This is a genomic window from Paracoccus sp. SSJ (genome assembly GCF_030234105.1).
In the GTDB taxonomy this organism is placed as follows: domain Bacteria; phylum Pseudomonadota; class Alphaproteobacteria; order Rhodobacterales; family Rhodobacteraceae; genus Paracoccus; species Paracoccus denitrificans.
Genome location: NZ_JASSPE010000019.1, coordinates 1 through 22,210 on the forward strand (window position 1 = coordinate 1; position 22,210 = coordinate 22,210).

The 22,210-nt window shown below is 68.7% G+C and carries 22 protein-coding genes and 2 pseudogenes; 15 read left to right on the forward strand and 9 right to left on the reverse strand.

The annotated features are described in order from the left end of the window. From QPR87_RS18220 to QPR87_RS18245, 6 genes and pseudogenes are all read right to left on the reverse strand, one after another. Positions 1 to 127: pseudogene (locus tag QPR87_RS18220) on the reverse strand (rhodanese-like domain-containing protein); the annotation flags it as partial. Continuing rightward, positions 128 to 261 (reverse strand): annotated as a pseudogene (locus QPR87_RS18225) (peroxidase-related enzyme); the annotation flags it as partial. Between the two features lie 343 nt (positions 262 to 604). Continuing rightward, the gene (locus tag QPR87_RS18230) at positions 605 to 895 is read right to left on the reverse strand and encodes a DUF1330 domain-containing protein (protein ID WP_104493782.1); all 291 of its coding nucleotides are present in this window, start codon (positions 893 to 895) and stop codon (positions 605 to 607) included. A gap of 54 nt (positions 896 to 949) precedes the next feature. Next, a complete protein-coding gene (locus QPR87_RS18235; RefSeq protein WP_104493787.1) occupies positions 950 to 2,404 on the reverse strand; it encodes an NCS1 family nucleobase:cation symporter-1 in 1,455 nt (484 codons plus the stop codon). Positions 2,405 to 2,527: 123 nt separating this feature from the next. Continuing rightward, positions 2,528 to 3,982, reverse strand: coding sequence for a dihydropyrimidinase (gene hydA / locus QPR87_RS18240; protein WP_104493781.1), 1,455 nt, complete (start codon positions 3,980 to 3,982; stop codon positions 2,528 to 2,530). A gap of 11 nt (positions 3,983 to 3,993) precedes the next feature. Next, entirely contained in the window at positions 3,994 to 5,244 is a 1,251-nt protein-coding gene (locus QPR87_RS18245) for a Zn-dependent hydrolase (protein ID WP_285050700.1), read from the reverse strand. A 388-nt stretch (positions 5,245 to 5,632) separates the two neighbouring features. On the opposite strand from QPR87_RS18245, the gene cofG reads away from it, so the two are divergent. The 8 genes from cofG to QPR87_RS18285 all read left to right on the forward strand — a co-directional run bounded on the left by cofG (position 5,633) and on the right by QPR87_RS18285 (position 12,855). Then, a complete protein-coding gene (gene cofG / locus QPR87_RS18250; protein WP_285050701.1) occupies positions 5,633 to 6,775 on the forward strand; it encodes a 7,8-didemethyl-8-hydroxy-5-deazariboflavin synthase CofG in 1,143 nt (380 codons plus the stop codon). Beyond that, entirely contained in the window at positions 6,772 to 8,028 is a 1,257-nt protein-coding gene (gene cofH / locus QPR87_RS18255; protein WP_285050703.1) for a 5-amino-6-(D-ribitylamino)uracil--L-tyrosine 4-hydroxyphenyl transferase CofH, read from the forward strand. The genes cofG and cofH overlap by 4 nt, the downstream gene beginning before the upstream one ends. Next, positions 8,025 to 8,978 carry a 2-phospho-L-lactate transferase gene (gene cofD, locus QPR87_RS18260; protein ID WP_285050704.1) on the forward strand — a complete coding sequence of 318 codons (954 nt, stop codon included), beginning with the start codon at positions 8,025 to 8,027 and terminating at the stop codon, positions 8,976 to 8,978. The genes cofH and cofD overlap by 4 nt, the downstream gene beginning before the upstream one ends. Beyond that, positions 8,975 to 9,625, forward strand: coding sequence for a 2-phospho-L-lactate guanylyltransferase (gene cofC / locus QPR87_RS18265; protein ID WP_285050705.1), 651 nt, complete (start codon positions 8,975 to 8,977; stop codon positions 9,623 to 9,625). Before cofD ends, cofC begins: the two co-directional genes overlap by 4 nt. After that, entirely contained in the window at positions 9,622 to 10,395 is a 774-nt protein-coding gene (gene cofE / locus QPR87_RS18270) for a coenzyme F420-0:L-glutamate ligase (protein ID WP_285050707.1), read from the forward strand. The genes cofC and cofE overlap by 4 nt, the downstream gene beginning before the upstream one ends. Further along, positions 10,392 to 11,060: an NADPH-dependent F420 reductase gene (gene npdG / locus QPR87_RS18275; protein ID WP_011747447.1), complete on the forward strand. Its 669-nt coding sequence runs from the start codon at positions 10,392 to 10,394 to the stop codon at positions 11,058 to 11,060. The genes cofE and npdG overlap by 4 nt, the downstream gene beginning before the upstream one ends. Positions 11,061 to 11,094: 34 nt before the next feature. Beyond that, on the forward strand, positions 11,095 to 12,096 hold the full coding sequence (locus QPR87_RS18280) for a TIGR03842 family LLM class F420-dependent oxidoreductase (protein ID WP_285050708.1): 1,002 nt from the start codon (positions 11,095 to 11,097) through the stop codon (positions 12,094 to 12,096). Positions 12,097 to 12,231: 135 nt separating this feature from the next. Next, a complete protein-coding gene (locus tag QPR87_RS18285; protein WP_233902056.1) occupies positions 12,232 to 12,855 on the forward strand; it encodes a TetR family transcriptional regulator C-terminal domain-containing protein in 624 nt (207 codons plus the stop codon). Positions 12,856 to 13,326: 471 nt separating this feature from the next. Here QPR87_RS18285 and QPR87_RS18290 read toward each other — a convergent pair whose 3' ends face one another. From QPR87_RS18290 to QPR87_RS18300, 3 genes are all read right to left on the reverse strand, one after another. Then, positions 13,327 to 13,812, reverse strand: a complete 486-nt coding sequence (locus QPR87_RS18290) for a GlcG/HbpS family heme-binding protein (RefSeq protein WP_285050709.1) — start codon at positions 13,810 to 13,812, stop codon at positions 13,327 to 13,329. An 88-nt stretch (positions 13,813 to 13,900) separates the two neighbouring features. Continuing rightward, a complete protein-coding gene (locus QPR87_RS18295) occupies positions 13,901 to 14,509 on the reverse strand; it encodes a response regulator transcription factor (protein WP_285050710.1) in 609 nt (202 codons plus the stop codon). Then, positions 14,506 to 16,038, reverse strand: coding sequence for a sensor histidine kinase (locus QPR87_RS18300; RefSeq protein WP_285050711.1), 1,533 nt, complete (start codon positions 16,036 to 16,038; stop codon positions 14,506 to 14,508). Before QPR87_RS18300 ends, QPR87_RS18295 begins: the two co-directional genes overlap by 4 nt. 336 nt (positions 16,039 to 16,374) lie before the next feature. Here QPR87_RS18300 and QPR87_RS18305 point away from each other — a divergent pair, with 336 nt between their 5' ends. The 7 genes from QPR87_RS18305 to QPR87_RS18335 are packed head-to-tail and all read left to right on the forward strand — an operon-like array spanning position 16,375 to position 22,070. Further along, positions 16,375 to 17,337: an AAA family ATPase gene (locus QPR87_RS18305; protein ID WP_041529818.1), complete on the forward strand. Its 963-nt coding sequence runs from the start codon at positions 16,375 to 16,377 to the stop codon at positions 17,335 to 17,337. Beyond that, positions 17,331 to 18,167, forward strand: a complete 837-nt coding sequence (locus tag QPR87_RS18310) for a DUF58 domain-containing protein (protein ID WP_285050712.1) — start codon at positions 17,331 to 17,333, stop codon at positions 18,165 to 18,167. Before QPR87_RS18305 ends, QPR87_RS18310 begins: the two co-directional genes overlap by 7 nt. Then, on the forward strand, positions 18,154 to 18,483 hold the full coding sequence (locus QPR87_RS18315; RefSeq protein WP_011747455.1) for a hypothetical protein: 330 nt from the start codon (positions 18,154 to 18,156) through the stop codon (positions 18,481 to 18,483). Before QPR87_RS18310 ends, QPR87_RS18315 begins: the two co-directional genes overlap by 14 nt. After that, positions 18,480 to 19,406 carry a VWA domain-containing protein gene (locus QPR87_RS18320; RefSeq protein WP_285050714.1) on the forward strand — a complete coding sequence of 309 codons (927 nt, stop codon included), beginning with the start codon at positions 18,480 to 18,482 and terminating at the stop codon, positions 19,404 to 19,406. The genes QPR87_RS18315 and QPR87_RS18320 overlap by 4 nt, the downstream gene beginning before the upstream one ends. Further along, a complete protein-coding gene (locus QPR87_RS18325) occupies positions 19,403 to 20,272 on the forward strand; it encodes a vWA domain-containing protein (protein ID WP_285050715.1) in 870 nt (289 codons plus the stop codon). Before QPR87_RS18320 ends, QPR87_RS18325 begins: the two co-directional genes overlap by 4 nt. Further along, complete coding sequence (locus tag QPR87_RS18330; protein WP_285050716.1) at positions 20,269 to 20,880, forward strand: tetratricopeptide repeat protein; 612 nt, start codon at positions 20,269 to 20,271, stop codon at positions 20,878 to 20,880. The genes QPR87_RS18325 and QPR87_RS18330 overlap by 4 nt, the downstream gene beginning before the upstream one ends. Further along, positions 20,874 to 22,070: a hypothetical protein gene (locus QPR87_RS18335; RefSeq protein ID WP_285050717.1), complete on the forward strand. Its 1,197-nt coding sequence runs from the start codon at positions 20,874 to 20,876 to the stop codon at positions 22,068 to 22,070. The genes QPR87_RS18330 and QPR87_RS18335 overlap by 7 nt, the downstream gene beginning before the upstream one ends. Positions 22,071 to 22,210 lie beyond the last annotated feature (140 nt).

Below are 22,210 nucleotides of genomic sequence, written 5' to 3' on the forward strand. Positions count from 1 at the left end.
CGTCCAGCCCCATCTCCTGCGCCACCCTCGCCGCCAGCAGCGAGCGCCAGCCCGAGGCGCAGTAGAACACATAGGTCCCGCCCTCGGCAAAGCCAGGCTTGTGATAGGGGCTGTCGGGGTCGATCCATTGGTTCACGGTCGAGGTGGCGACGACAATCATCTCTCTCGTGCGCGGAATTCGTCCGGCCGATGCGCCAGCGTCAGGAACACATTGGGGATGAAGCCGGATCTCTCCTGAACCGCCTCGATGCGGGTGTGGATGTTCTCGGGCGGCTGACTTTTTGGAGCCTACGGTAAGCAGCCTGGGTCGTCGGGTCAGGTTGTCGGCAATCCTGTCCGCGACCAGGACAAAACATCACCAGAAGGAAGAAACTTGGAAGGCCCGCGCGTAAGACGGCGCAGCGGCACCGGCTGCGCGGGCAAGCGCCGCCGTTTCACCCAATCGGCTCAGCGGGCAGATCGCGACGATGGAAAAGGCAGCGCGGTCGCCGAAGGGGGTGAGCCGCCCCCAAGGGTGGCAAGCGACAGCCCGCTTGCGCCGTATTGTCCCCACGGCATTGGGATGAATCGGCCATGGGTCCGTGGCCGGCTTGGGCGGGAAATATCACTCCACGCCCTCGACGATGACGATTTCCGCGATGCCGGCATCTGTCCTGTTCGCCCTGGCGGCCTGGTAGATGTCGGACCTGTAGCAATCGCGCGCCGCCTGCATCGAGGGAAACTCGATCACCACGTTGCGCGGATGGCCTTCGCCCTCGAACTGCTCGAAGGCGCCGCCCCGCGCCAGCACGCGGGCGCCGAATTTGCGAAACGCCTGCGAGGCGCCCTCTGCATAGATCGCATAGGGTTCGGGATCGGTCACGGTGACATGGGCGATCCAATAGGCTTTCGGCATGGTTCCCTCCTGCATGGGGGCGGGGCGCGGCCGTGGCGCGCCCCGCCGGTCGGTTCAGCGGTTCAAGAGTTTCGACAGGACCAGATAGGCGATCCCCGCCACGAACAGGCCGACGAACCAGGCATAGGTATAGATCGACATGAACAGGGCCGGCGCGCTGGACGACAGGCCGATGGCCACCATGAAGCCCGGAATATTGGGCAGGATGCCCAGGATCAAAGCCCCGATCCCGGCCCAGTTGTTGCCGCCCGAGCCCTCGTAGATGCCGCCGCGGCGGAAAAGGTCGGGAACGCTCAGCCGGGTGCCGCGCAGCAGGTAGTAATCCGCCAGCATGACGCCTGCGATCGGACCCAGCAGGGCCGAGAACGCCACCAGCAGATCGACGATGTGGTTGATCAGCAGCCAGGGGAACATGGCCAGCCCGATCGCGGCGGTGATGTAGCCCCCGCGACGCAGGTTGATCCTGCTGGGCGCGAGGTTCGAAAAGCCGTGCGCCGGAGCGACCACGTTGGCCGCGAGGTTGGTGGTCAGCGTCGCGACGATCAGCGCCACCAGCGCGACGATGATGCCGACGCCGCCCATCCGCTCGGTCAGCTGGATCGGGTCCCAGATCGCCTCGCCATAGATGACGATCGTGGCCGAGGTCACCGCGGCCGATATGAAGGCGAAAAGCGCCATCGGCAGCGGCAGGCCGATCAACTGGCCCAGGAACTGGTCCTTTTGGCTGCGGGCATGGCGGGTGAAGTCGGGAATGTTCAGCGCCAGCGTCGCCCAATAGCCGATCATGCCGGTCAGGCTGGGCCAGAAGACGGACCAGAACTGCCCCTCTTTCGGCTGGCCGGGGGCGAACTGGCTGGGTGCGGACAGCATCGGGCCGAAGCCTCCGGCCTTGACCCAGGCCCAGGCCAGCAGCGCCAGACCCATGGCGATGAGGAAGGGTGCCGACCAGGTCTCGAGCCAGCGGATCGATTCCGTTCCGTGCTTGATGAAATAGAGATGCAGCCCCCAGAAGGCCAGGAAGCACAGGAACTCGGTCAGGTTGATGCCCAGGATCGGCAGTGCCTCGGAGGCGAAAAGCCCGCCCGACAGCGTGTTCAGGATGACATAGATGGCCGAGCCGCCCACCCAGGTCTGGATCCCGAACCAGCCGCAGGCGACGATGCCGCGCGCCACGGCGGGAATGCGCGCGCCCATCGGCCCGAAGGAGGAACGCAAGAGCACCGGGAACGGGATGCCGTATTTGGCCCCGGCATGGCCGATCAGCACCATCGGGATCAGCACGATGGCATTGGCCAGAAGGATGGTGATCACCGCCTGCTTCCAGTCCATCCCCGCCCCGATCAGATACGAGGCCAGCAGGTAGGTCGGGATGCAGACGACCATCCCGACCCAAAGCGCCGAGATCGAGACCCAGGTCCAGGTCCGTTCCGCGACAGTTGTGGGCAACTGGTCCTCGTTGTAGAGGTCCGGGTCCAGGTCATCGGCCGGCAGGCCCGACCGGGACAGCATTTCATAGGCGGTTGCCTCGACTTGTGTCATTCACCTTAACTCCCTGTTGAAGCGATATTCTTCTTTGTCTTGGCCCGCCCGATCCGGCTGGATGCGGCAATGGGCAGTTGCGACGGGTGGCGTTCAGACGCCACCCGGCATGTCGGCGGCCGAACGGGCGACGCCGCGCGGCGCGGTTGCGGCCTTCCAGGTGGACAGGGCCTTGTTGACCGGCCCCATCGGCGGGCGGCCGACAAAGCGGCCGTGGCCGGGGGTGGCGCGGATGGCGCCGTCCTCGACGGCGACTTCGCCGCGCGCCAGGGTATAGCGGGGCAGGCCCTTGACCTCGCGCCCTGCGAAGACGTTGTATTCCACGACCGACTGCTGGCGCTCCGGCGTGATGGTCGCGGATTTCTCGGGATCCCAGACCACGATATCCGCGTCCGAGCCGGGCAGGATCGCGCCCTTTTGCGGATAGCAGTTCAGGATCTTGGCGATATTGGTCGAGGTGACGGCAACGAATTCGTTGGGCGTCAGGCGGCCGGTGTTCACCCCTTCGGTCCACAGGACCGGCATCCGGTCCTCGAGCCCGCCGGTGCCGTTCGGAATCCTGGTGAAATCGTTCAGGCCAAAGCGTTTCTGCTCGATGGTGAAGGCGCAATGGTCGGTCGCCACCACCTGCAACGAGCCCGCTTGCAGCCCCGCCCACAGGCTGTCCTGATGGCGCTTGTCGCGGAAGGGCGGAGACATGACGCGCTGTGCGGCATGGTCCCAGTTCTCGTGCCGATATTCGCTGTCGTCCAGAACCAGATGCTGGATCAGCGGTTCGCCATAGACGCGCATTCCCTTCTGGCGGGCGCGGCGGATCGCTTCATGCGCCTGCTCGCAACTGGTATGCACCACATACAGCGGCACGCCGGCCATGTCGGCCAGCATGATGGCGCGGTTCGTGGCCTCGCCCTCGACCTCGGGGGGGCGGGACAGGGCGTGGCCTTCCGGGCCGGTCAGCCCCTCGGACAGCAACTTTTCCTGCATGGCGGCGACGACGTCGCCGTTCTCGGCATGGACCAGCGCCGTCGAGCCCAGTTCGGCACAGCGCCGGAACGAGGCGAAGAGTTCCTCGTCGTTCACCATCAGCGCGCCCTTGTAGGCCAGGAAATGCTTGAAGGTGTTGATGCCGCGCCGGGTCACGGCCTGCATCTGGTCGAACATGGTCTCGCCCCACCAGGTGACGGCCATGTGATAGGAATAATCGGCGCAGGCGCCCCTGGCCTTGGCGTCCCAGATCGCCAGCGCGTCCAGCGGCGCCTGCTGCGGATCGGGCAGGCAGAAATCGACGACCATGGTGGTGCCGCCCGCCAGGGCGGCGCGGGTGCCGCTTTCGAAGTCATCGGCCGAGAACGTGCCCATGAAGGGCATCTGCAGGTGCACATGCGGGTCGATGCCGCCCGGCATGACGTAACAGCCCGAGGCGTCCAGCACCTCGTCGCCCTTCAGGTCCGGGCCGATCTCGGCGATCACGCCGTTCTCGACGGCGATGTCCGCCTCATAGCTGCGGTCGGCGGTGACGATGGTCCCGCCCTTGATCACGCGACGCATGATTCCCTCCTTCATTCCACGATTTCGGCGCTTTCCAGCACCGCATGCAGCAGCACGTCGGCCCCGGCCGAGGCCCATTCGCGGCTGATCTCCTCGTCCTCGTTATGGCTGAGCCCGTCCACGCAGGGGCACATGACCATGGCGGTCGGCGCGACGCGGTTGATCCAGCAGGCGTCGTGCCCGGCGCCCGAGATGATGTCGCGATGCGAATAGCCCAGGTCGTCGGCGGCGCGGCGCAGCATGTCCACGCAGGCCGGATCGAAGGTCACGGGGTCGAAATGCCCCACCTGCTCGATCTCCAGCCCCAGCCCCAGTTCCCTGGCGATCCCTTCGGCGCCTTCGCGCAGGCGGCGTTCCATCTCGGTCTGCGTGTCGAAGCTGGGCGAGCGGAAGTCGATGGTGAACACGACCTTGCCCGGCACGATGTTGCGGCTGTTGGGATGGACGTCGCAATGGCCGATGGCGCCGACCGCGTCGGGCTGGTGGCTCATGGCGATCTGGTGGACCAGTTCGGTGATCCGCGCCATGCCAAGGCCCGCATTCCTGCGCATCGGCATCGGGGTCGATCCGGTATGCGCCTCTTGCCCGGTCAGCGTGACCTGCAGCCAGTTCAGGCCCTGGCCATGGGTGACGATGCCGATGTCCTTGCCCTCGGCCTCCAGGATGGGGCCTTGTTCGATATGCAGCTCGAACAGGGCGTGGATCCTGCGCTGGCCGACGGGCTCGTCGCCCTTGTAGCCGATACGGGCCAGTTCCGCGCCGAACTCGCGCCCCTCGGCATCCTTGCGCCCATAGGCCCAATCCTGCGTGTGGACGCCGGCAAAGACGCCGCTGGACAGCATGGCGGGGGCGAAGCGCGTGCCCTCTTCGTTGGTCCAGTTCACCACGACGATGGGGCGGCGCGTGCGGATGCCCTGATCGCGGATCGAGCGGATCAGCTCCAGCCCCGCCAGCACGCCCAGTACCCCGTCATACTTGCCCCCGGTCGGCTGGGTATCCAGGTGGCTGCCGGTCATCACCGGGTCCAGGTCCGGCTCGGCCCCCTCGTGGCGGGCGAACATGTTGCCCATGGAATCGACGCCCACGGTCATGCCCGCCTCTTCGCACCAGCGTCGGAACAGGTCGCGCCCCTGGCGGTCGGCATCGGTCAGCGTCTGGCGGTTGTTGCCGCCGCGCAGGCCGGGGCCGATCTGCGCCATTTCCATCAGGCTTTGCCACAGGCGGTCGCCATCGACGCGGCGATTGCTGTGCACATCTTTCATGAGGGTCGTCTCCCTTGGCTTGTCCGGCACGCGGAAGCCGCCGCTCCGGTCGGCCGTCATGCAGGCGCATGGGGTCGGGCAGCCCCTTAAGGGCCGCCTGCCGCCCGTGCCGTTCAGCATGAGGCAGGTCCGCAAGACCGCAACTCCCGTTGTTTCCCCGGCAGGCTCCTCCTTCCCGCCGCGGGATGTCGAGAACTATCAGTTCATTTTATCAACCAGTCAATAAAATTATCAAAGAACCGGCAGATCCGCGTATTTCCGCACAAAATCCGAGCTATTGAAGAATTTTCAGGCCATCTTCATAGAAAAAATTTTAGTAGTAGATAAAAAATATGTTTGACACAAAGACGGGACCGATAGCAGTCTTCCCCCTCAGGGAGAGATAACCATGAACATCGCCGTCACGGGTGCAATGCGCCCGAACCCCTTGCCGCGGGGGCTTGATGACCTGTTGTCCGAAGCCTGTCGCATCCGCGACGCGCATTGGGGCTGTGCCGTCACCTATTCGCGCAAGGTCTTCGTGCCGCTGACGAACATGTGCCGCGATACCTGCGGCTATTGCACGTTCGTCAAGCATCCCTCGTCGCCGGAGGCGCGCATCATGACGCCCGAGCAAGTGCTGGCCAGCGCCCGGCGCGGCGAGCGCGAGGGCTGCAAGGAATTGCTGTTCAGCCTGGGTGAAAAGCCCGAACTGCGCTACGAGGCCGCCCGCGACGGGCTGGCGCGGCTGGGCTATGCCCGGATGACCGACTACCTGCGCGACATGTGCGCGCTGGTGCTGGCCGAAACCTCGCTCCTGCCGCATGTGAATGCCGGCACGCTGGCCGATGACGAGATCGAGGCGCTGCGCCCCGTCTCGGCCTCGATGGGCATGATGCTGGAGACGATCAGCCGCCGCCTGACGCGCCGGGGCATGGCCCATCACGCCTGTCCCGACAAGGTGCCCGTGCAGCGGTTGCGCACGCTGGAACGCGCCGGCTTGCGCCGCGTGCCCTTTACCACCGGCCTGCTGATCGGCATCGGCGAGACATGGGAAGAGCGTATCGCGGCGCTGCACGCCATCGAGGCCAGCCACCGCCGGCATGGCCATATCCAGGAGGTCATCATCCAGAATTTCCAGCGCAAGCCGGATATCGAGATGGCCGACCACCCCGAGCCCGAGCTCGAGGACATGCTGCGCACCATCGCGGCAGCCCGCATCATCCTGTCGCCGGAAATCAGCCTGCAGGCGCCGCCCAACCTGTCCTCGCGCCACATCGCCTATCTGGGCGCGGGGATCAACGATTGGGGCGGCATCTCGCCGGTGACCATCGACTTCATCAACCCGCAGCACGAATGGCCCGAAATCCGGGCGCTGGCCGCATCCTGCAAGACGGCGGGCTTTGCGCTGCGCGAAAGGCTGACCGTCTATCCGCGCTATCTGCTGGACGGCGGCGACTACCTGGACCCGGCGATGCTGTCGCGTGTCTCGGCCATGGCCGGGGCAGGGGGGCTGGCCCGCGCCCAACACCATATCGGAGAAACGCCATGACCATCATCCCCCTGCCGGCGGGCGATCTGTCGGAACTGCGCCACGCCAGCCTCAGGGTCCGGGCGATTCTGGAAAAGGTCCTGTCGGGCGGCGAGGCCAGCGAGGCCGAGGGCGTCGCCCTGTTCCGCGCCGAGGGCGCCGACAAGCCCGCGCTCTATGCCGCAGCCGACGAGATGCGCCGCCGCGCCAATGGCGACCGGGTCAGCTTCGTCGTGAACCGCAACATCAACTTCACCAATATCTGCTACATGGGTTGCCGTTTTTGCGGCTTTGCCAAGCGGTCCGAGGATGAGGGCGCCGAATTCCTGAGCCTGGGCCAGGTGGTCGCCCGCGCGCAGGAAGCCTGGGACCGCGGGGCGACCGAGGTCTGCATCCAGGGCGGGCTGCATCCGAAGATGGAGGGCGATCACTATCGCCGCATCGTGCTGGCGATCAAGGATGCGCTGCCCGACATGCATATCCACGCCTTTTCGCCCTTCGAGATCTGGTATGGCGCCTCGAAGTCGAAGATGGGCTATCACGAGTTTCTGGCCGATCTGAAGGCGGCGGGCCTGGGCTCGATCCCCGGCACGGCGGCCGAGATCCTGGATACGGAGATCCGCCAGCAACTGACCAGGAACAAGCTGTCCACCGAACGCTGGGTCGAGATCGTCCGGGCCGCGCATGAGGTCGGCATCCCCACGACCGCGACGATCATGTACGGCCATATCGACGGGCCGGAGCACTGGGCCGCGCATATCGCGCTTTTGCGCAGCATCCAGAAGGATACGGGCGGGTTTACCGAGCTGGTGCCGCTGTCCTTCGTCCATACCGAATCGCCCCTTTACACGCAGGCGCCGGATCGCGTGCGCCCCGGACCGACCGCGGACGAAGTGGACAAGATGCATGCCGTCAGCCGGCTGATGCTGGCCGGCTGGATCGACAACATCCAGGTAAGCTGGACCAAGCTGGGTCCAGCGCGCGCGCAGCAAATGCTGTCGCGGGGCGTCAACGACCTGGGCGGCACGCTGATGAACGAAAGCATCTCGCGTGCGGCGGGTGCCAGCCACGGGCAGGAAATCACCGCGCATGAGCTGGTGCAGATGATCCGCGCCTCGGGCCGCGTGCCCGTGCGCCGCAGCACGGTCTACGACATCCGCGAGGTCTATGACGACCACGACCCGCAGGCGCTGGCCCCCCTGGTCGCGCGCAGCGGCGCCGGGCCCCTGGATTTCCTGAACATGTTCCCCGAACGCATCGAGGCCGCCGAATGACCCGCGTCACCCTGCTTGCCGGCGGCGTCGGCGGCGCCAAGATGGCCGAAGGACTGGCCGCGCTGCCGGGCGTCGACCTGACCGTGATCGGCAATGTCGCCGATGACGACGAGTTCCATGGACTGTGGGTCTCGCCCGATATCGATACGCTGTCCTATAGCCTGGCCAGGCTGATCGACCGCCGGCAGGGCTGGGGCGTCGCGGACGAAGGGCACCGCGCGCTGGAGGTGCTGGCGCGGCTGGGCCAGGATTGCTGGATGTCGCTGGGCGACCGCGATTTCGGCCTGCATATCTGGCGAACCATGCGGCGGATGCGCGGCGACCGGCCCTCGGTCATAGCGGCGGATGCGGCGCGGGCGCTTGGCGTGGGCCCGCGGATCGTCCTGCCGACCGACGACAGGGTGCAGACGCGGGTGCGCACCGATGCCGGCTGGCTCAGCTTCCAGGAATATTTCGTGCGCGAGAAATGCGCCCCCGAAATCCGCGAGTTGCGCCTTGACGGGATCGAGGCCGCCCGGCCGACCCCCGAGGCGCTGGCGGCCATCGCCGAGGCCGAGGCGATCGTGATCGCGCCCTCGAACCCGCTGGTCTCGATCGCGCCGATCCTGGCCGTGCCGGGCATCGCCGAGGGGCTGAGACAGGCCCGCGTGCCGCGCGTCGCCGTCAGCCCCTTCATCGCCGGCAAGGTGGTCAAGGGGCCGGCCGACCGGATGATGGCCGCACTGGGCCTGCGCGCGGATGCCGTGGGCGTCGCGGAACGCTATGCGGGCCTTGCCGACGTGCTGGTGATCGACGACTTGGACAGCGCCCATTCCGCCGCCATCGCCGCCCGCGGGCTGCATCCGGAATGCCGCCCTATCCTGATGCGGGACCAGGGCGACAAGCAGCGCCTTGCCGCCGAGGTCCTTGAGATCGCGCGGATGCTGGCCGCGCGCGAGGAGGTCGCATGATCCGCCCCGACTGCGCACGGCTGGTGGTCGTGCCGATGAAGGACCCCAGTCGCGCCAAGACCCGGCTGGGCGAGGTGCTGGACCCCTCGCGCCGCGCAAGGCTGGCGGTGACGCTGTTCAAGCTGACCCTGCAGCGGCTTGGCCGTGCGCAGGGCGCGGTGACGCACGGCTTTGACATCGCCACCGTGACCGCAAGCCCCGCAATCGCCAGGCTGGCCCGCGATGCCGGGATCGCGGTGATAGACGAGAGGTCGGCCGACGGTCTGAACGCCGCCGTGACCCTTGCCGCGGACTGGGCGGCGCTACGCGGCTATGCCTCGCTGGGGGTGCTGCCCGGCGACCTGGCCGCGCCGACGCTGGGCGATCTGCTGCGGCTTCTGGATCGTCCCGCCGCGCCGGATCTGGCGGTCGTCTGCGCCTCCGCCGATGGCGGGACCAATGCGCTGATCCTGCCGCTGCCCGCACGAATGCGCTTTCGCTATGGGCAGGGCTCGTTCCGGGCGCATCTGGCCGAGGCCGGCGCGGCGGGGCTGCATACCCTTGCCCCGGCGCTGGGCAGCCTGCGCCATGACGTCGACCGGCGCGAGGATCTGCTGGGCTTTTCGCTGCTGCATCACGCGCCCATGACCGTCGAGGCGCGGCCATGAACAGCGTCACCCTGACCGCCGTGCCCGGAGTGCCCGACATCCAGCCCGGCGACGATCTGGCCGCGATCCTCGGCGATGCCCTGGACCGCGCCGGTCTGTGGCCGGCCGACGGCGATATTCTTTGCGTGGCGCAGAAGATCGTCTCCAAGGCCGAGGGCTGCCTGATCGCCTATGACGGCGTGACGCCCTCGGATCGGGCGGTCGAGCTGGCGCGCGAACTGGGCAAGGACCCGCGCAAGGTGCAGGTGGTGCTGGACGAGACGCGCCGCATCGTGCGCAAGTTCCGCAGCCCCGGCGCGCGCGAGGGCACGATCATCTGCGAGCATCGGCTGGGCTTTGTCTCGGCCAATGCGGCGGTGGACGAATCGAATGTCGGGGCCGAGGGTGCCGCACTGATCCTGCCCCGCGACCCCGATGCAAGTTGTCGCGCACTGGCCCTGCGGCTGGCGCAGCGCTTTGGCGCCTCGGTCGGGGTGGTGATGACCGATACGTTCGGGCGGCCCTGGCGAATGGGTCAGGTCAATGTCGCCATCGGCCTGGCGGGCGTGCCCGCCACCATCCGCGAACAGGGCAATACCGATGCCTGGGGCCGTGTGCTGCAGGTCACCGAGCCGGCCCTGGCCGACGAGATCGCGGCGGCCTCGGGGCTGGTGGTGCGCAAGAACGCCCGCACGCCGCTGGTCCTGTTGCGCGGGCTGGACTGGACACCCGCCGCCGACAGCCGCGCCACCGACATCATCCGTAAACAGCAGGAGGACATGTTCAGATGACGATTGCCATCATCGGCGGCACGGGACCGCAAGGGCAGGGGCTGGCGCTGCGCTTTGCCATCGCCGGCGTACCCGTCGCGCTGGGATCGCGCGACGGCGCCCGCGCGGCCGAGATCGCCGCCGAACTGACCGCGCGCCTGCCGCAAGGCGCTGCGCCGATCACCGGCCATGACAACGTCGCCGCGACCGCGGCGGCTGAGGAGATGGTCGTCCTGGCCGTGCCCTTTGCCGCCCATGACGCGACGCTGAAAGCGCTCAAGCCGCATCTGGCGGGCAAGATCCTGGTCGATATCGTCGTGCCGCTGTCGCCCGACGATCCGAAAAAGGTGGCCATGCCCCCCGAGGGCTCGGCCACCGAGGCGGCGCAGGCGCTGCTTGGCCCCGAGATCCCGGTCGTCGGCGCGTTGCACAACGTCTCGGCCAAGACGCTGGGCACGCTGGAATGGCGGATCAATTGCGACATCCTGGTCTGCGGCAACAGCCTCGACGCGCGACGCAAGGTCATGGCGCTGGTCCGCAAGCTGGGGGTCGAGGCCTATAACGCCGGCGACGCGCAGGCGGCCCGCTGCATCGAGGCGATCACTCCGATCCTGATCCGCATCAACATCTCGAAAGACGTGCCCTTCAGCCATGCGGGACTTCGCATCTGGGCGCCCGATCACTGACAGTCAAAAGCAACATCCCAACGGGAGGACAGACATGGAATTCGGTATCTGCTTCAAGGGCTTCGTCGAGCCGAAACGGGCCAGGGCGCTGGTGCGCCAGGCCGAGAACGCGGGCTTTGCCTATTGCTGGTTCTACGACAGCCATATCCTGTGGCGCGAAAGCTATGTCGCCATGGCGATGTGCATGGAACACACCACCACGATGCGCTTCGGCCCCTGCGTGACCAACCCCAACACGCGGGAATGGTCGCATGCCGCCTCGCTTTTCGGATCGCTGGCGAAACAGTCGGGCGGGCGCTTCGACATCGGCCTGGGGCGGGGCGACAGCGCGGTGCGCGTCATGGGCCGCAAGCCCGCGACACTGGCCAAGCTGGAAGAGTTCACCCAAGTCGTCAAGGCGCTGGTCCGAGGCGAGGCCGTGCAATACGGCGAAACCCCCGAGCCCGTGCAATTCCCCTGGGCCGAAGGCTATGAGCTGCCGGTCTGGATCGGGGCCTATGGTCCCAAGGCGCTGTCCTCGGCCGGGCGCGTCGGCGACGGGCTGATCCTGCAGATCGCCGAGCCCTCGATCGTCAAATGGCTGGCCGACGAGGCCAGGAAGGCCGGCACCGAGGCCGGGCGCGACATGTCGAACTACAAGGTCATGGCCGCCGCCCCCGCCCATACCGGCCCGATGGAGGAGGCGCTGGAAAAGGTGAAATGGTTTCCTGCCATGGTGGGCAACCACGTCGCGGATATCGTCGAGAAATACGGCGCCGATACCGATCAGGTGCCCGCCAGCCTGACCTCGTATATCGAGAACCGGCGCGGCTACGACTATTCCAAGCACGGCCAGAGCGACAACCCGTATCTGGACTTCATCACCGAGGATATCGTGAAAAGCTTCTGCGTGCTCGGCACCCCCGAAGAGCATGTCGAAAAGCTGCGCGAACTGGAAGCGGCCGGCACGACGCAGTTCAACATCTACCTGGACAGCGGCGACGAGGAAAAGATCATCGCCGACTATGCCGCAAAGGTCATCCCGGCTTTTCGCTGAGGCCGGCCCGGCCGCGCGACCCTCGCGCGGCCATCATTTTCGCCGGGCGTGATCTGGCTCCTTGCCCCCGCTTGTGCCTATAAGGCGGGGCCGATGCCCTGTATACGGCACCAAGGACAGCCAGAACGACGGCCCATGACGCAACGCAAGCCCCGCCCCCGAACCCGTATCCAGCGCGAAAAGACCGAACAGATCCTGGCTGCCGCGCTGGATGTCTTTGCCGCCAGCGGCTTTGCCGGCGGGTCGATCAACACCATCGCCAAGGCGGCAGGGGTTTCGACGCCGAACCTGCTGTATTACTTCAAGAGCAAGGAAGAGATCCGCCGCGAATTGCTGGAGCGGACCTTGCAGCTTTGGATGGCGCCGCTGAGCCTGCTCAATCCCAACGGCGACCCGATCGACGAGATCTGCGCCTATATCTCGCGCAAGCTGGAGATATCGAAGAATTTCCCCAAGGAAAGCAAGCTCTTTGCCTATGAGATGCTGAGCGGCCTGGAGGAATCGCGCAAGCAGATCTTCGAAGCGCTGAAGGTGCTTTACTATGCCAAGATCGCGGTGATCGAGGACTGGATGAAGTCCGGCCAGATCAACGCCGTCTCGCCGCAGCACCTGATCTTTTCCATCTGGGCCACGACGCAGCACTATTCGGATTTCGATACCCAGATCGAGGAACTCTGGCCCGAAAGCTCGGATGCCCGCTATGCCTCGGCCGAGAAGTTCCTGACCGAGATGTATCGGCGTCTGCTCACGCCGAGATGAGGCAGAGATAAGGCAGAGACCCCGGCGATGAAGATCGCCCGCGATGAGACTTCGGCCCGCTCGCCCCGGTCTGGCGCTGCGACGGAACCGGGGCCGCTGTCGGGACACGCCCGCGCCGGGCTCGGGATCGGCCATGCCCCCGAGGACCAGCGCCCGATCGCCGATCTTACGGTCGAGGAGGGCATTCTTGTCCCCGCCCTGGCGCGGCGGATGTCGGCCGCGGAGCGTAGGCGCAGGCCGGGCGAGATCTACAGCCTGCTGCCGGTCGCGTCTGGCCGCGGCAAGCGCATTCTGCGCCGCCGCCTCGCCTTGTTGCGGCGGCCGAATTGGCGAGCGCGCGATCAGATTTCCCCGGTCGCGCACCGTCCAAGGGACGCCGCCCATGCGTCCGGGCCGCTTGGGGGCGGCGCAGGGGGGCTGAGCGGCTGCGGGCAACGCGGATCCCCGGGTGTCGCACGCAGCCTGCTCATCTCAGGTGTCGGCGCCGATTGCGCTCAGCCCGGCCGCCGCGCAGTTCGCATCGGTATCGCCCGAGGGCGCGCCGCCGACACCGATGCCCCCGACCAGGGCGCCGCCGAGCCTGATCGGCAGGCCGCCGGCCTGGATCACCATCCGCGCATCCATGTCGCGCAGGCCGTCATTCGCGGGATTGGTCGCGATGAACTCGGCCAGCCCCGCGGTGTCGCGTCCCATCGCCGCCGAGGTAAAGGCCTTGCCTTCGGCGCTGCCGGCAGTGTGGGGGCCCGAGCCGTCGGCCTTCAGCAGTGCCTTCGTCGCCCCGTCGCGCGCCACGATGGCGACGCTGACATTGTGGCCCTCGGCGACGCAGGCGTTCAGCGCGGCATCTGCCGCCTTGACCGCCAGGTCCAGCGGCAGGTAGGGGGCGGTCGGCAGTTCCTGTGCGGTCGCGGCCAGCGGGGCAAGAAGCGAGGCGGCGAGAACGAGCTTGCGGATCATCGTGGTTTCCTTTCGCATTTGATGAAGGGAACCTAATGCCGCCCGGACCCGCCCGGTATTCGTAGGCCTTGCGGCTGCCTCCGTAGTTCTACGGAGCCGCGCGCCCCTCCAGCCACAGGCGCGTCATCTCGGCCTGCGAGGTGGTGCCGATCTTGGCGCCGATCGCCGCCCGGTGGCTTTCGACCGTGCGCGGCGACAGGCCCAGCCCTTCGGCGATCTGCCGGGTGGTGAAGCCCGCGGCGATGCGGTCCAGCACCTCGGTCTCGCGCGGGGTCAGCGCGGCCAGCAGCGCCAGCGCCTCGGCCCGTTCGGCGCGGCGGCCGAGCATGCGGTCAAGCGCGTCCTGCGCCTTCTGGATCGCGTCGATCAGATCCTGTTCGTCGATGGGCTTCGACAGGAAATCGACGGCGCCATTGCGAAAGGCGCGGCGGCAGGCCTCGATGTCGCCATGCCCGGAGATGACGATGGCCGGCCAGTCGATGCCCTGTTCGGCCAGCCGTTCCTGCAGTTTCAGGCCGGAGACGACGGGCATGCGGATGTCGAGGATCAGGCAGCCGGGAGAAAGCGCGGACAGCCGGGCCAGGAAGGCCTGCGGATCGGCAAAGCCCGTGACCTGGATGTCGACCGTGGACAGAAGCAGGCCAAGCGCATGGCGCACCGCCGCGTCGTCGTCCACAAGATAGACGGGATGGGTCATTGCCTGTCCTCCGACCCCGTTTGGTTCAGCGGCAGCACCACCCGGAAGGTCGCGCCCGCGCCGTCTTCGACCAGTGCGATTTCCCCGCCGGCCCGTTCGACAAGCCGCTGGCTCAGCGCAAGGCCAAGGCCCGTGCCATCGGTGCGGGTGGTCGTGAAGGGCGTGAACAGGCGGGCGCGCAGGTCGGGCGCCACGCCCGGCCCGTTGTCGGAAACCTCCAGCACCGCCGTCCCTGCCTGCCGGCGCAGGTGCAAGGCCGCCCGGCCTTCGCGGCCCATGCCCGCCGTGGCCTCGATGGCATTGCGCAGCAGGTTGAAGACCACCTGCTCCATCTCGACCGGGTCCGCGAGGACCGGCACCGGCTGTCCGGGCAGGTCCAGGACCAGATGCAGGCCCTGGCTGGCGGCCTGCCGGGCAAGCAGCGCCTCGACATTGCGCAGGGCATCGCGCAGGTCGAAGGCCGATCCGGGTGCCTGCTGCGGGCGGGACCAGTTGCGGAACCGCTCCAGGATGGCCGAGGCGCGGCGGGCCTGCGTCACCGTATCGTCCAGAACCGGCGCCAGCGCGGCGGCATCGCCGCGCGCCAGCAGCCGGCGCCCGGCCTGCGCCTGGGCCAGGATCGCGGTCAGCGGCTGGGTCAACTCATGCGTCAGGCCGCTGGCCATCTCTCCAAGCGCATTGACGCGCGAGGCATGGGCCAGGCGCGATTCCAGCGCGCTGAGCCGAGCCTGCTCCATCGCCTGCCGCGCCCGCGCCCGCTGGCGCAGGGCCGACAGCCCGCCCAGCCAGGCCAGGCCGGCAGCCAGCAAGATCAGCCCGGTCCGCAGCGGGGGGAACAGATCGGCCCATCCGATCACCATGCCGGTGTCCAGGCGCAGGGGCTGCGAGATGCTGCCCAACCCCTTCGAGAATTGCGCCCCCTCCACCGTGGCGCCCTTGCGGAACAGGGTCGGTCCATCCGGCAACGACAGCGCCAGCCCGACGCCCGGCCGGTCCCAGAACGCCCCGGCCTCGTCCAGCAGCCGGGCGGCGTCGATCCCCAGCATCAGCCCATAGCGCGCCGCGTCCGAATTGGGGCTGCGCTTGACCATGACGTAGTGGTTCGGCCTGTCGGGATGCGGTAGCAGCGCGATCTCGCCGCCCGAGGCCCGCGCCGTCATGCGGACCTGGTCGGCCAGCGCCGGGCCGGGCGGCACGGTTCCCAGCGGCCGGGCCTGCGCATCAAGCGGCACCAGCCCGATCTCGTCGATGCGCGGATAAAAGCGCGTGATCGTTGCCGCAACGTCCAGAAACAGCGCCTGCCGCTGGTCGTCGCTGGCCACGGCGATGGCCGAAAGCGCCGTCAGATGCGCGTCATGCTGATCGGCCCGCTGCGAGGCGAGCCGGTGCAGGACGGCGCTTTCCTGCGCCAACTCGGCCATCAGCGCCCGCTGCTGCGCGACGGCCATCCCCAGGACCGGCACAAGCAGCACAAGGCCGCCAAGAAGGTTCAGCTTGATCGGGCTTTCGGGAAACGGTCGGCTGGTCATGGGGATATTGTGGCAGTTTCTGTATGCGACGGGAATCCCTGCGCGCCTCGCGCCGGAACGGAGCGGTCCTCGACCATGCTCAGGACGGGTAGGGATCGTTGCGGACCCGCGGCACCAGACTGCGGAGCCAGCGATGTTCGGAACCGCGATGCGTCCGGCCATGCCGGAGCCGATGAAAGCTCGTCGAGCCGCCTTGAGGCCCGCAAGGACCGGGCTGGTCGAGGCGCTGGATCGCCGCCCCTGCCGCGACTGCCATAGTCCCTTAGTTCTATTTCCGGATCTGGGGCCTCGCCCAAGGCCGCACCCTGTGTGAGCCTTGCCGCGGGAGAGAGGAAGATGAATCAACTGGACAGGTTTTCCGGCAATCCCGTCGCCGCGCTGGTGCGGGAGGTCGCGGCGGGGCTGGTCGGCCACGAACGCATGGTCGAGCGGCTGGTGATCGCCCTGCTGGCGGGGGGGCATGTGTTGCTGGAGGGACCGCCCGGCATCGCCAAGACCCGCGCGGTCAAGCGCCTGGCCGCGCATCTGCCCGGCAAACATGCGCGGATCCAGTGCACGCCCGACCTGCTGCCCTCGGACCTGACAGGCACGCAGGTCTTTCGTGCCGACACGGGCGGCTTCGACTTCGTGCCGGGGCCGCTGTTCCATTCGCTGGTGCTGGTCGACGAGATCAACCGCGCCCCGCCCAAGGTCCAGTCGGCGCTGCTGGAGGCGATGGCCGAGCATCAGGTGACGACCGGCGGCACGACGCGGCCCTTGCCCGATCCCTTCATGGTGGTCGCCACCCAGAACCCGATCGAGCATGAGGGCACCTTTCCGCTGCCAGAGGCGCAGATGGACCGCTTTCTGCTGCATCTGTTCCTGGACATGCCGGATGCCCGGGCGGAACGGGCGATCCTCGATCTGGTCGAGGCAGAGACGATGGCCCCCGCGACCGCCATCGAGGCGGTGATCGCCGATGCCGACATCCATGCCGCGCGGCGGGCGGTGGCCGGCGTCCACCTGGCCCCGGCGCTGAAGGACTTCATCGTCAGGCTGGTGATGGCGACGCGGGCGGGCGGTGATGTCGCGGACAGGATCGAACATCCTGTCTCGCCCCGCGGCACGCTGGCGCTGGCCGCAGCCGCCCGTGCCCGCGCATGGCTGCACGGCCGCGACCATGCGCTGCCCGAGGATGTCGAGGATCTGGCCGAGGACGCGCTGGCCCACCGCCTTGTCCCCAACTGGCAGGCGACCAGCGAGGGGTGGAACGGCCGCGGCCTGATCGCCGAGATCCTGCGCAAGGTCCGGCCGTGGTAGCCGCGGCTCTGGATCATCCGGGCCTGCGCCTGACCGCCGCCGAACTGATCGCGCTGCGCCCGCCGCCCCGTGCCGGCCGGCACCGTCCGGCCAGCCGGCGCCCCGGCGCCGTCCCGGCGCGCGTGGCGGGGCAGGGCATGGACCTGCGCGAGATCCGCGCCTTTGCCGAGGGCGACGACCTGCGCCGCATCGACCCCGGCGCCACCGCCCGCACCGGCCAGCTTCACGTCCGCAGCTTTCACGAGGATCGCGACGACACCACCCTGCTGATCGCCGATTTCCGCCACGCGATGCTGTGGGGCACGGGATCGGCGCTGCGTTCGGTCCGGGCGGCGCGCTGGCTTGCGCGGATCGGCTGGCAGGCGGTGGCGCGGGGGGCCTCGGTCGCGTTGATGGCGGTCGGGAACGGCGTGCCGGCGCTGCTGGGCGCCGGAACAGGCGCGGCGCAGATGCAGGCGCTGGCGAGCCTGATGGCGCGGGCCCATGACGCTGCGCTGGACCTTTGCCCGCACCGGGCCGACCTTGCCCCCGCGCTGGCGCAGGCGCGGCGGATGGTGCCGCCGGGCGGGCAGGTGCATCTGGCGACCGGACCCGACGGGCTTGCCGGTGCCGATGCCGCGCTGTCGCGACTGGCCCGCGGCCGCCGGATGCGCGTGCATCTGATCCTCGATCCCGCCGAGACCGTCCCGCCCGACACGGCGCTGTCGGTCAGCAACGGCCATGCGACGCGCCACGGCCGGCTTTCCGCCCTGGACCCGTTGCCGCTGATCGCCCATCTGCGCGGTCTTGGGGCGGAAGCCGAAACGGTCATGCCCGATGACACGGGCTGATCTGGTCGCTGCGCTGTCGCCCAGCCGCCTGCCGCCCTCGCTCCAGATGCTCGGCTGGCGCGAGGGGGTGGCGCTGTTCGGGCTGGGCCTGCTGGCCGGGGTGCTGCTGGTTTGGCTGCTCTTGCCGTTGCTGACGCGCCGCCGCTCGATCCGTGCCCGCATTCGCGCGACGCGCGGGCTGGAGGCCGAGGAGCGGCTGCTGGCCATCGCCCGCATCCTCGGCCGCCTGCCCAGGGCGCTGCGCCCCGCGGCCTATGGCGCGGCTCCCATGCCGGCCGAGGACGAGGTCGAGCGGCTGGCAAGGAGCCGGAAATGAGCTTTGCCTGGCCGCTTGCCTTCCTGCTTCTGCCCCTGCCGCTTCTGATCCGCCTGCTGCCGCCCGCGGCCGCGCGGGGCGGGCTGCGGGTGCCGGCGCATATCTTCATGGGCGTCGTTGCGCAAAGGGGGACGGGCCGCGGCCGGCTGCTCGCGGGGCTGGCATGGGCGGCTCTGGTGATCGCCGTCGCGGGGCCGCAGGTCAGCCGGATCAGCGACATGCTGCCCGCCTCGGGGCGCGACATCGTGCTGGCGATCGACCTGTCCGGCAGCATGCAGAAAGAGGATTTCCAGCTCGACGGCCTGCCCATCTCGCGGCTGGATGCGGTCAAGCGCACCGCCTCGCGCTTTGTCGCGGCGCGGCGGGGGGACCGGATCGGGCTGGTGATCTTTGGCGACCGCGCCTATTTCGCCCAGCCGCTGACCTTCGACGTCGATGCCGTCGCCCGCGCCGTCGACGAGGCGCAGATCGGGATTTCGGGTCGCGCCACGGCGATCTCGGACGGGCTGGGCCTGGCGATGAAGCGGCTTGCCGCCAGCGAGGCGCCGACGCGGGTGATCGTGCTCATGTCGGACGGGGTCGATACGTCGGGCAACGTGCAGGCGGTCGATGCGGCACGGCTGGCGGCGGGCCATGGCATCCGCATCCACACCATCGCGCTTGGCCCCGAGGATCTGGAGAACCAGCCCCGATCCCGGGACGCGGTCGACACGAAAACCCTGCGCGAAGTGGCCGAACTCAGCGGCGGCACGGCCTTTCGCGTGCGCGGCATGGCGGATCTGGAGGCCATGGCGGCCAGCCTCGACAGGTTGGAGCCGAACCCGGCCGAGCGGCCGCCGATGCGATATTGGCATGCGCTCTGGCCCTGGCCGGCCGCGGCGGCGCTGGTCCTGATGGCGCTGATCGGCTGGAGGCGCGGATGATCTTGCTGCGTCCCCTGTGGCTTCTGGCCCTGCCCGCATTGGCGCTGTTGGCGCTGGCGGTCTGGCGACGCGGTCCCGATGCGGGCGGGTGGCAGGCCGTGCTGCCGCCGCATATGCGCGCGGGCCTGGCGGCACTGGGCCAGCTTGGCGCGGGCGCGGACCGGATGCGTTTCCTGCCACTGGCGGGGGCGGCCGCGCTGGTGGCGGGGCTGGCGGGGCCTGCGGTCCAGCGGGCGGATGCGCCGGTCTTTGCGCAAAGCGATGCGGTGGTGATCGCGATCGACATGTCGCCCTCGGTCGCGCAAGGGCCGGGGCTGAGCGATGCGCAGGCCGCCGCCGCCGGGCTGCTGACCCGTCTTGCCGGCCGTCCGGTCGCGCTGATCCTCTATGCGGGCGAGGCCTATGCGATCGCCGCCCCGACCGACGATCCCGCGACGCTGGAGACGCAGATCTCGGTGCTGGACGGCGAAACCATGCCCGACGAAGGCTCGCGTCCCGCCGCCGCGATGGCGATGGCCGGGCAGTTGCTGCAGGGGTTGCGGCGGGCGGATCTCGTGCTGATCTCGGACGGGGGCGGCGTCGATCAGGCGGCGCAGGCCGAGGCCGCGCGATTGCAATCGGCGGGCGTGCGGATCTCGGCGCTGACGGTGTCGGGCGATCCGCCCTCGGACCCCGAGGCGCTTGGGACCATCGCCGACGGTCCCGTCGCGCGTTTCGACGACCTTGGCCCGGTGGTGCGGGCCATGGCCTCGTCCGGGCTGGATCGCGATCCGGCCATGCGGTCGCTGCAATATCGCGATCTCGGGCCATGGCTGGCGCTGTTCGCCCTGCTGTCGCTGCTTTTGCAGTTTCGGAGGCTGGCATGAGGATGCCGGCCCTCCTGATGCTGGGCGTCGCCTGCCTTGCGCTGGCCGGCCCGGAGGCGCTGGGGCGGCTGGCATTGCTGGGCGGGCTGCCCGGCCTTGCCGTGCCGCTGCTGTCCGACCCGCTCGAAAAGGGCGTCGCGCTTTATCGCTCGGGCCGATACGACCGTGCCGATGCGGCCTTTGCCGCCTCGGGGCGCAGCCAGACCTACAACCGCGGCCTCAGCCTTGCCGCGATCGGGGAATATCCGCTGTCGGTGGCTTATTTCGATGCGGTCCTGTTCGCCAATCCCGCCGATGCCGAGGCGCGGCGCAACCGGGAACTGGTCAGCGCGATGTATCCGCCGGCCCGCGGCGAAAGCGTGGTGCCGGGCCGGATCGAAGGGCACGGCGGCCTCGGCCCGGACCAGCAGACGCCGCAAACCTCGGCGGGCGTCCAGGACCCCGAGGCCCAACGCAAGGTCGAGGCGCGCGGCATCGTGGCAAGCGACGACTGGCTGGCGACGATCCAGGACGATCCGGGCGAATTTCTGAAACTGCGCCTGAAGGCGGAATACGACCGCCGTGCCGGGCAGGGCCTTATCCGCCCGCGCGAGGCCGAGCCATGGTGATCCGCGCCCTGCTCCTGCTGCTTCTGGCGGCGCTGCCGGTGCGGGCCGACAGCCTGCGCCTGGTCGTTCCCGACATGCGCCCCGTGGTGGGCGAGATGATTCCGGTCACGATCCGGGGCGAATATACCGGGCCGATCACGCTGGAAAAGATGACCTTCCCGGATTCGCCGGCCTATGACTGGATGCAGACCGCCCGCGACCGCTGGGCGGATGAGCGGGTGGACGGCAAGCTGTATCGCGTCTTCGAGCGGCGGATCGCCGTCTTTCCACGCCAGCCCGGCACGCTGACCATCGGTCCGGTCACGCACCGTCTGACCAAGGCCGAGGGCCCGGCCCGGCCCGTCGTCGAGGTGGTGGCGCAGCCCGTGACGCGTGCCGTGACGGCCTATCCCGGGTCGGGGCGTTCGCTGGCTTCGGGGCGTGTGACGGTCAGGGACGAGTTCTCGACCGATCCCTCGCGGCTTGGCCCGTCCGAGTCCTTCACCCGTCGCATCACCCTGACCGCCGAGGGCAGCATGGCACATTTCCTGCCGCCGCGGCCGCTGATCCGCGAGCCCTGGCTGATCAGCTTTGCCGCGCCCGAGATCCGCGAGACGCGCCTGACCCCGCAGGGCCCGGTCGCCGTTGCCGTCTGGGAATGGAGCCTGCGCCCCCATACCGGCGAGGTCGGTTCGCTGACGCCGATCCAGTTTCCCTGGTTCAACACCCAGGTCCGCGAGATGCGCGGTGCCGTGACCCTGCCTGTCGAGATCGGGATCGCCGGCTTTGGCAACAATATCGGCGGCACGGCGAATTCATTGCGGCGGATGGTGCTGCAAGCGGCGGCCTGCGCCCTGGCCGGACTTGTCCTTGGGCTGGGCGCCGCGCTGGCCGGCCGGACGCCCGCGCCGCGACACTTGATCGGGCGGCTGCGGCGCCTGCTGCCCAACCCCAAGGCCCGCGCCCTGCGCGATGCCGCGAAGGCGGGCGACCTGATGGCCCTGCGCGCCGCGGCCGAGGCTTTCGTCATGGCCGAGGCGCGTCTTGGCCGCCGCACCGATCCCGCGCCGCTGCGCGCACTGGACGAGGCGCTGTTTCGCGCCGGGCCGGCCGGCGAATTCGACCGCCGCGACTTTCTGCGCCGCATGATGCGACGGCAGCGCGGAACCACAGACCCGGACAGGGCGCTCGCCGATCATCGGGGCTGGTAAGCCGTGACAGGAGAGGGGATATGGGGAGCTGCCTTCCCCTCCGATCCAGATCTCGGATCGGGTCCGGCGCTGCATAGCTGGAACCGGCGTCGGAGGGTGCGGTCGTCGCGAATGGGCGGAATGGAGGGATCGCAGGGCAT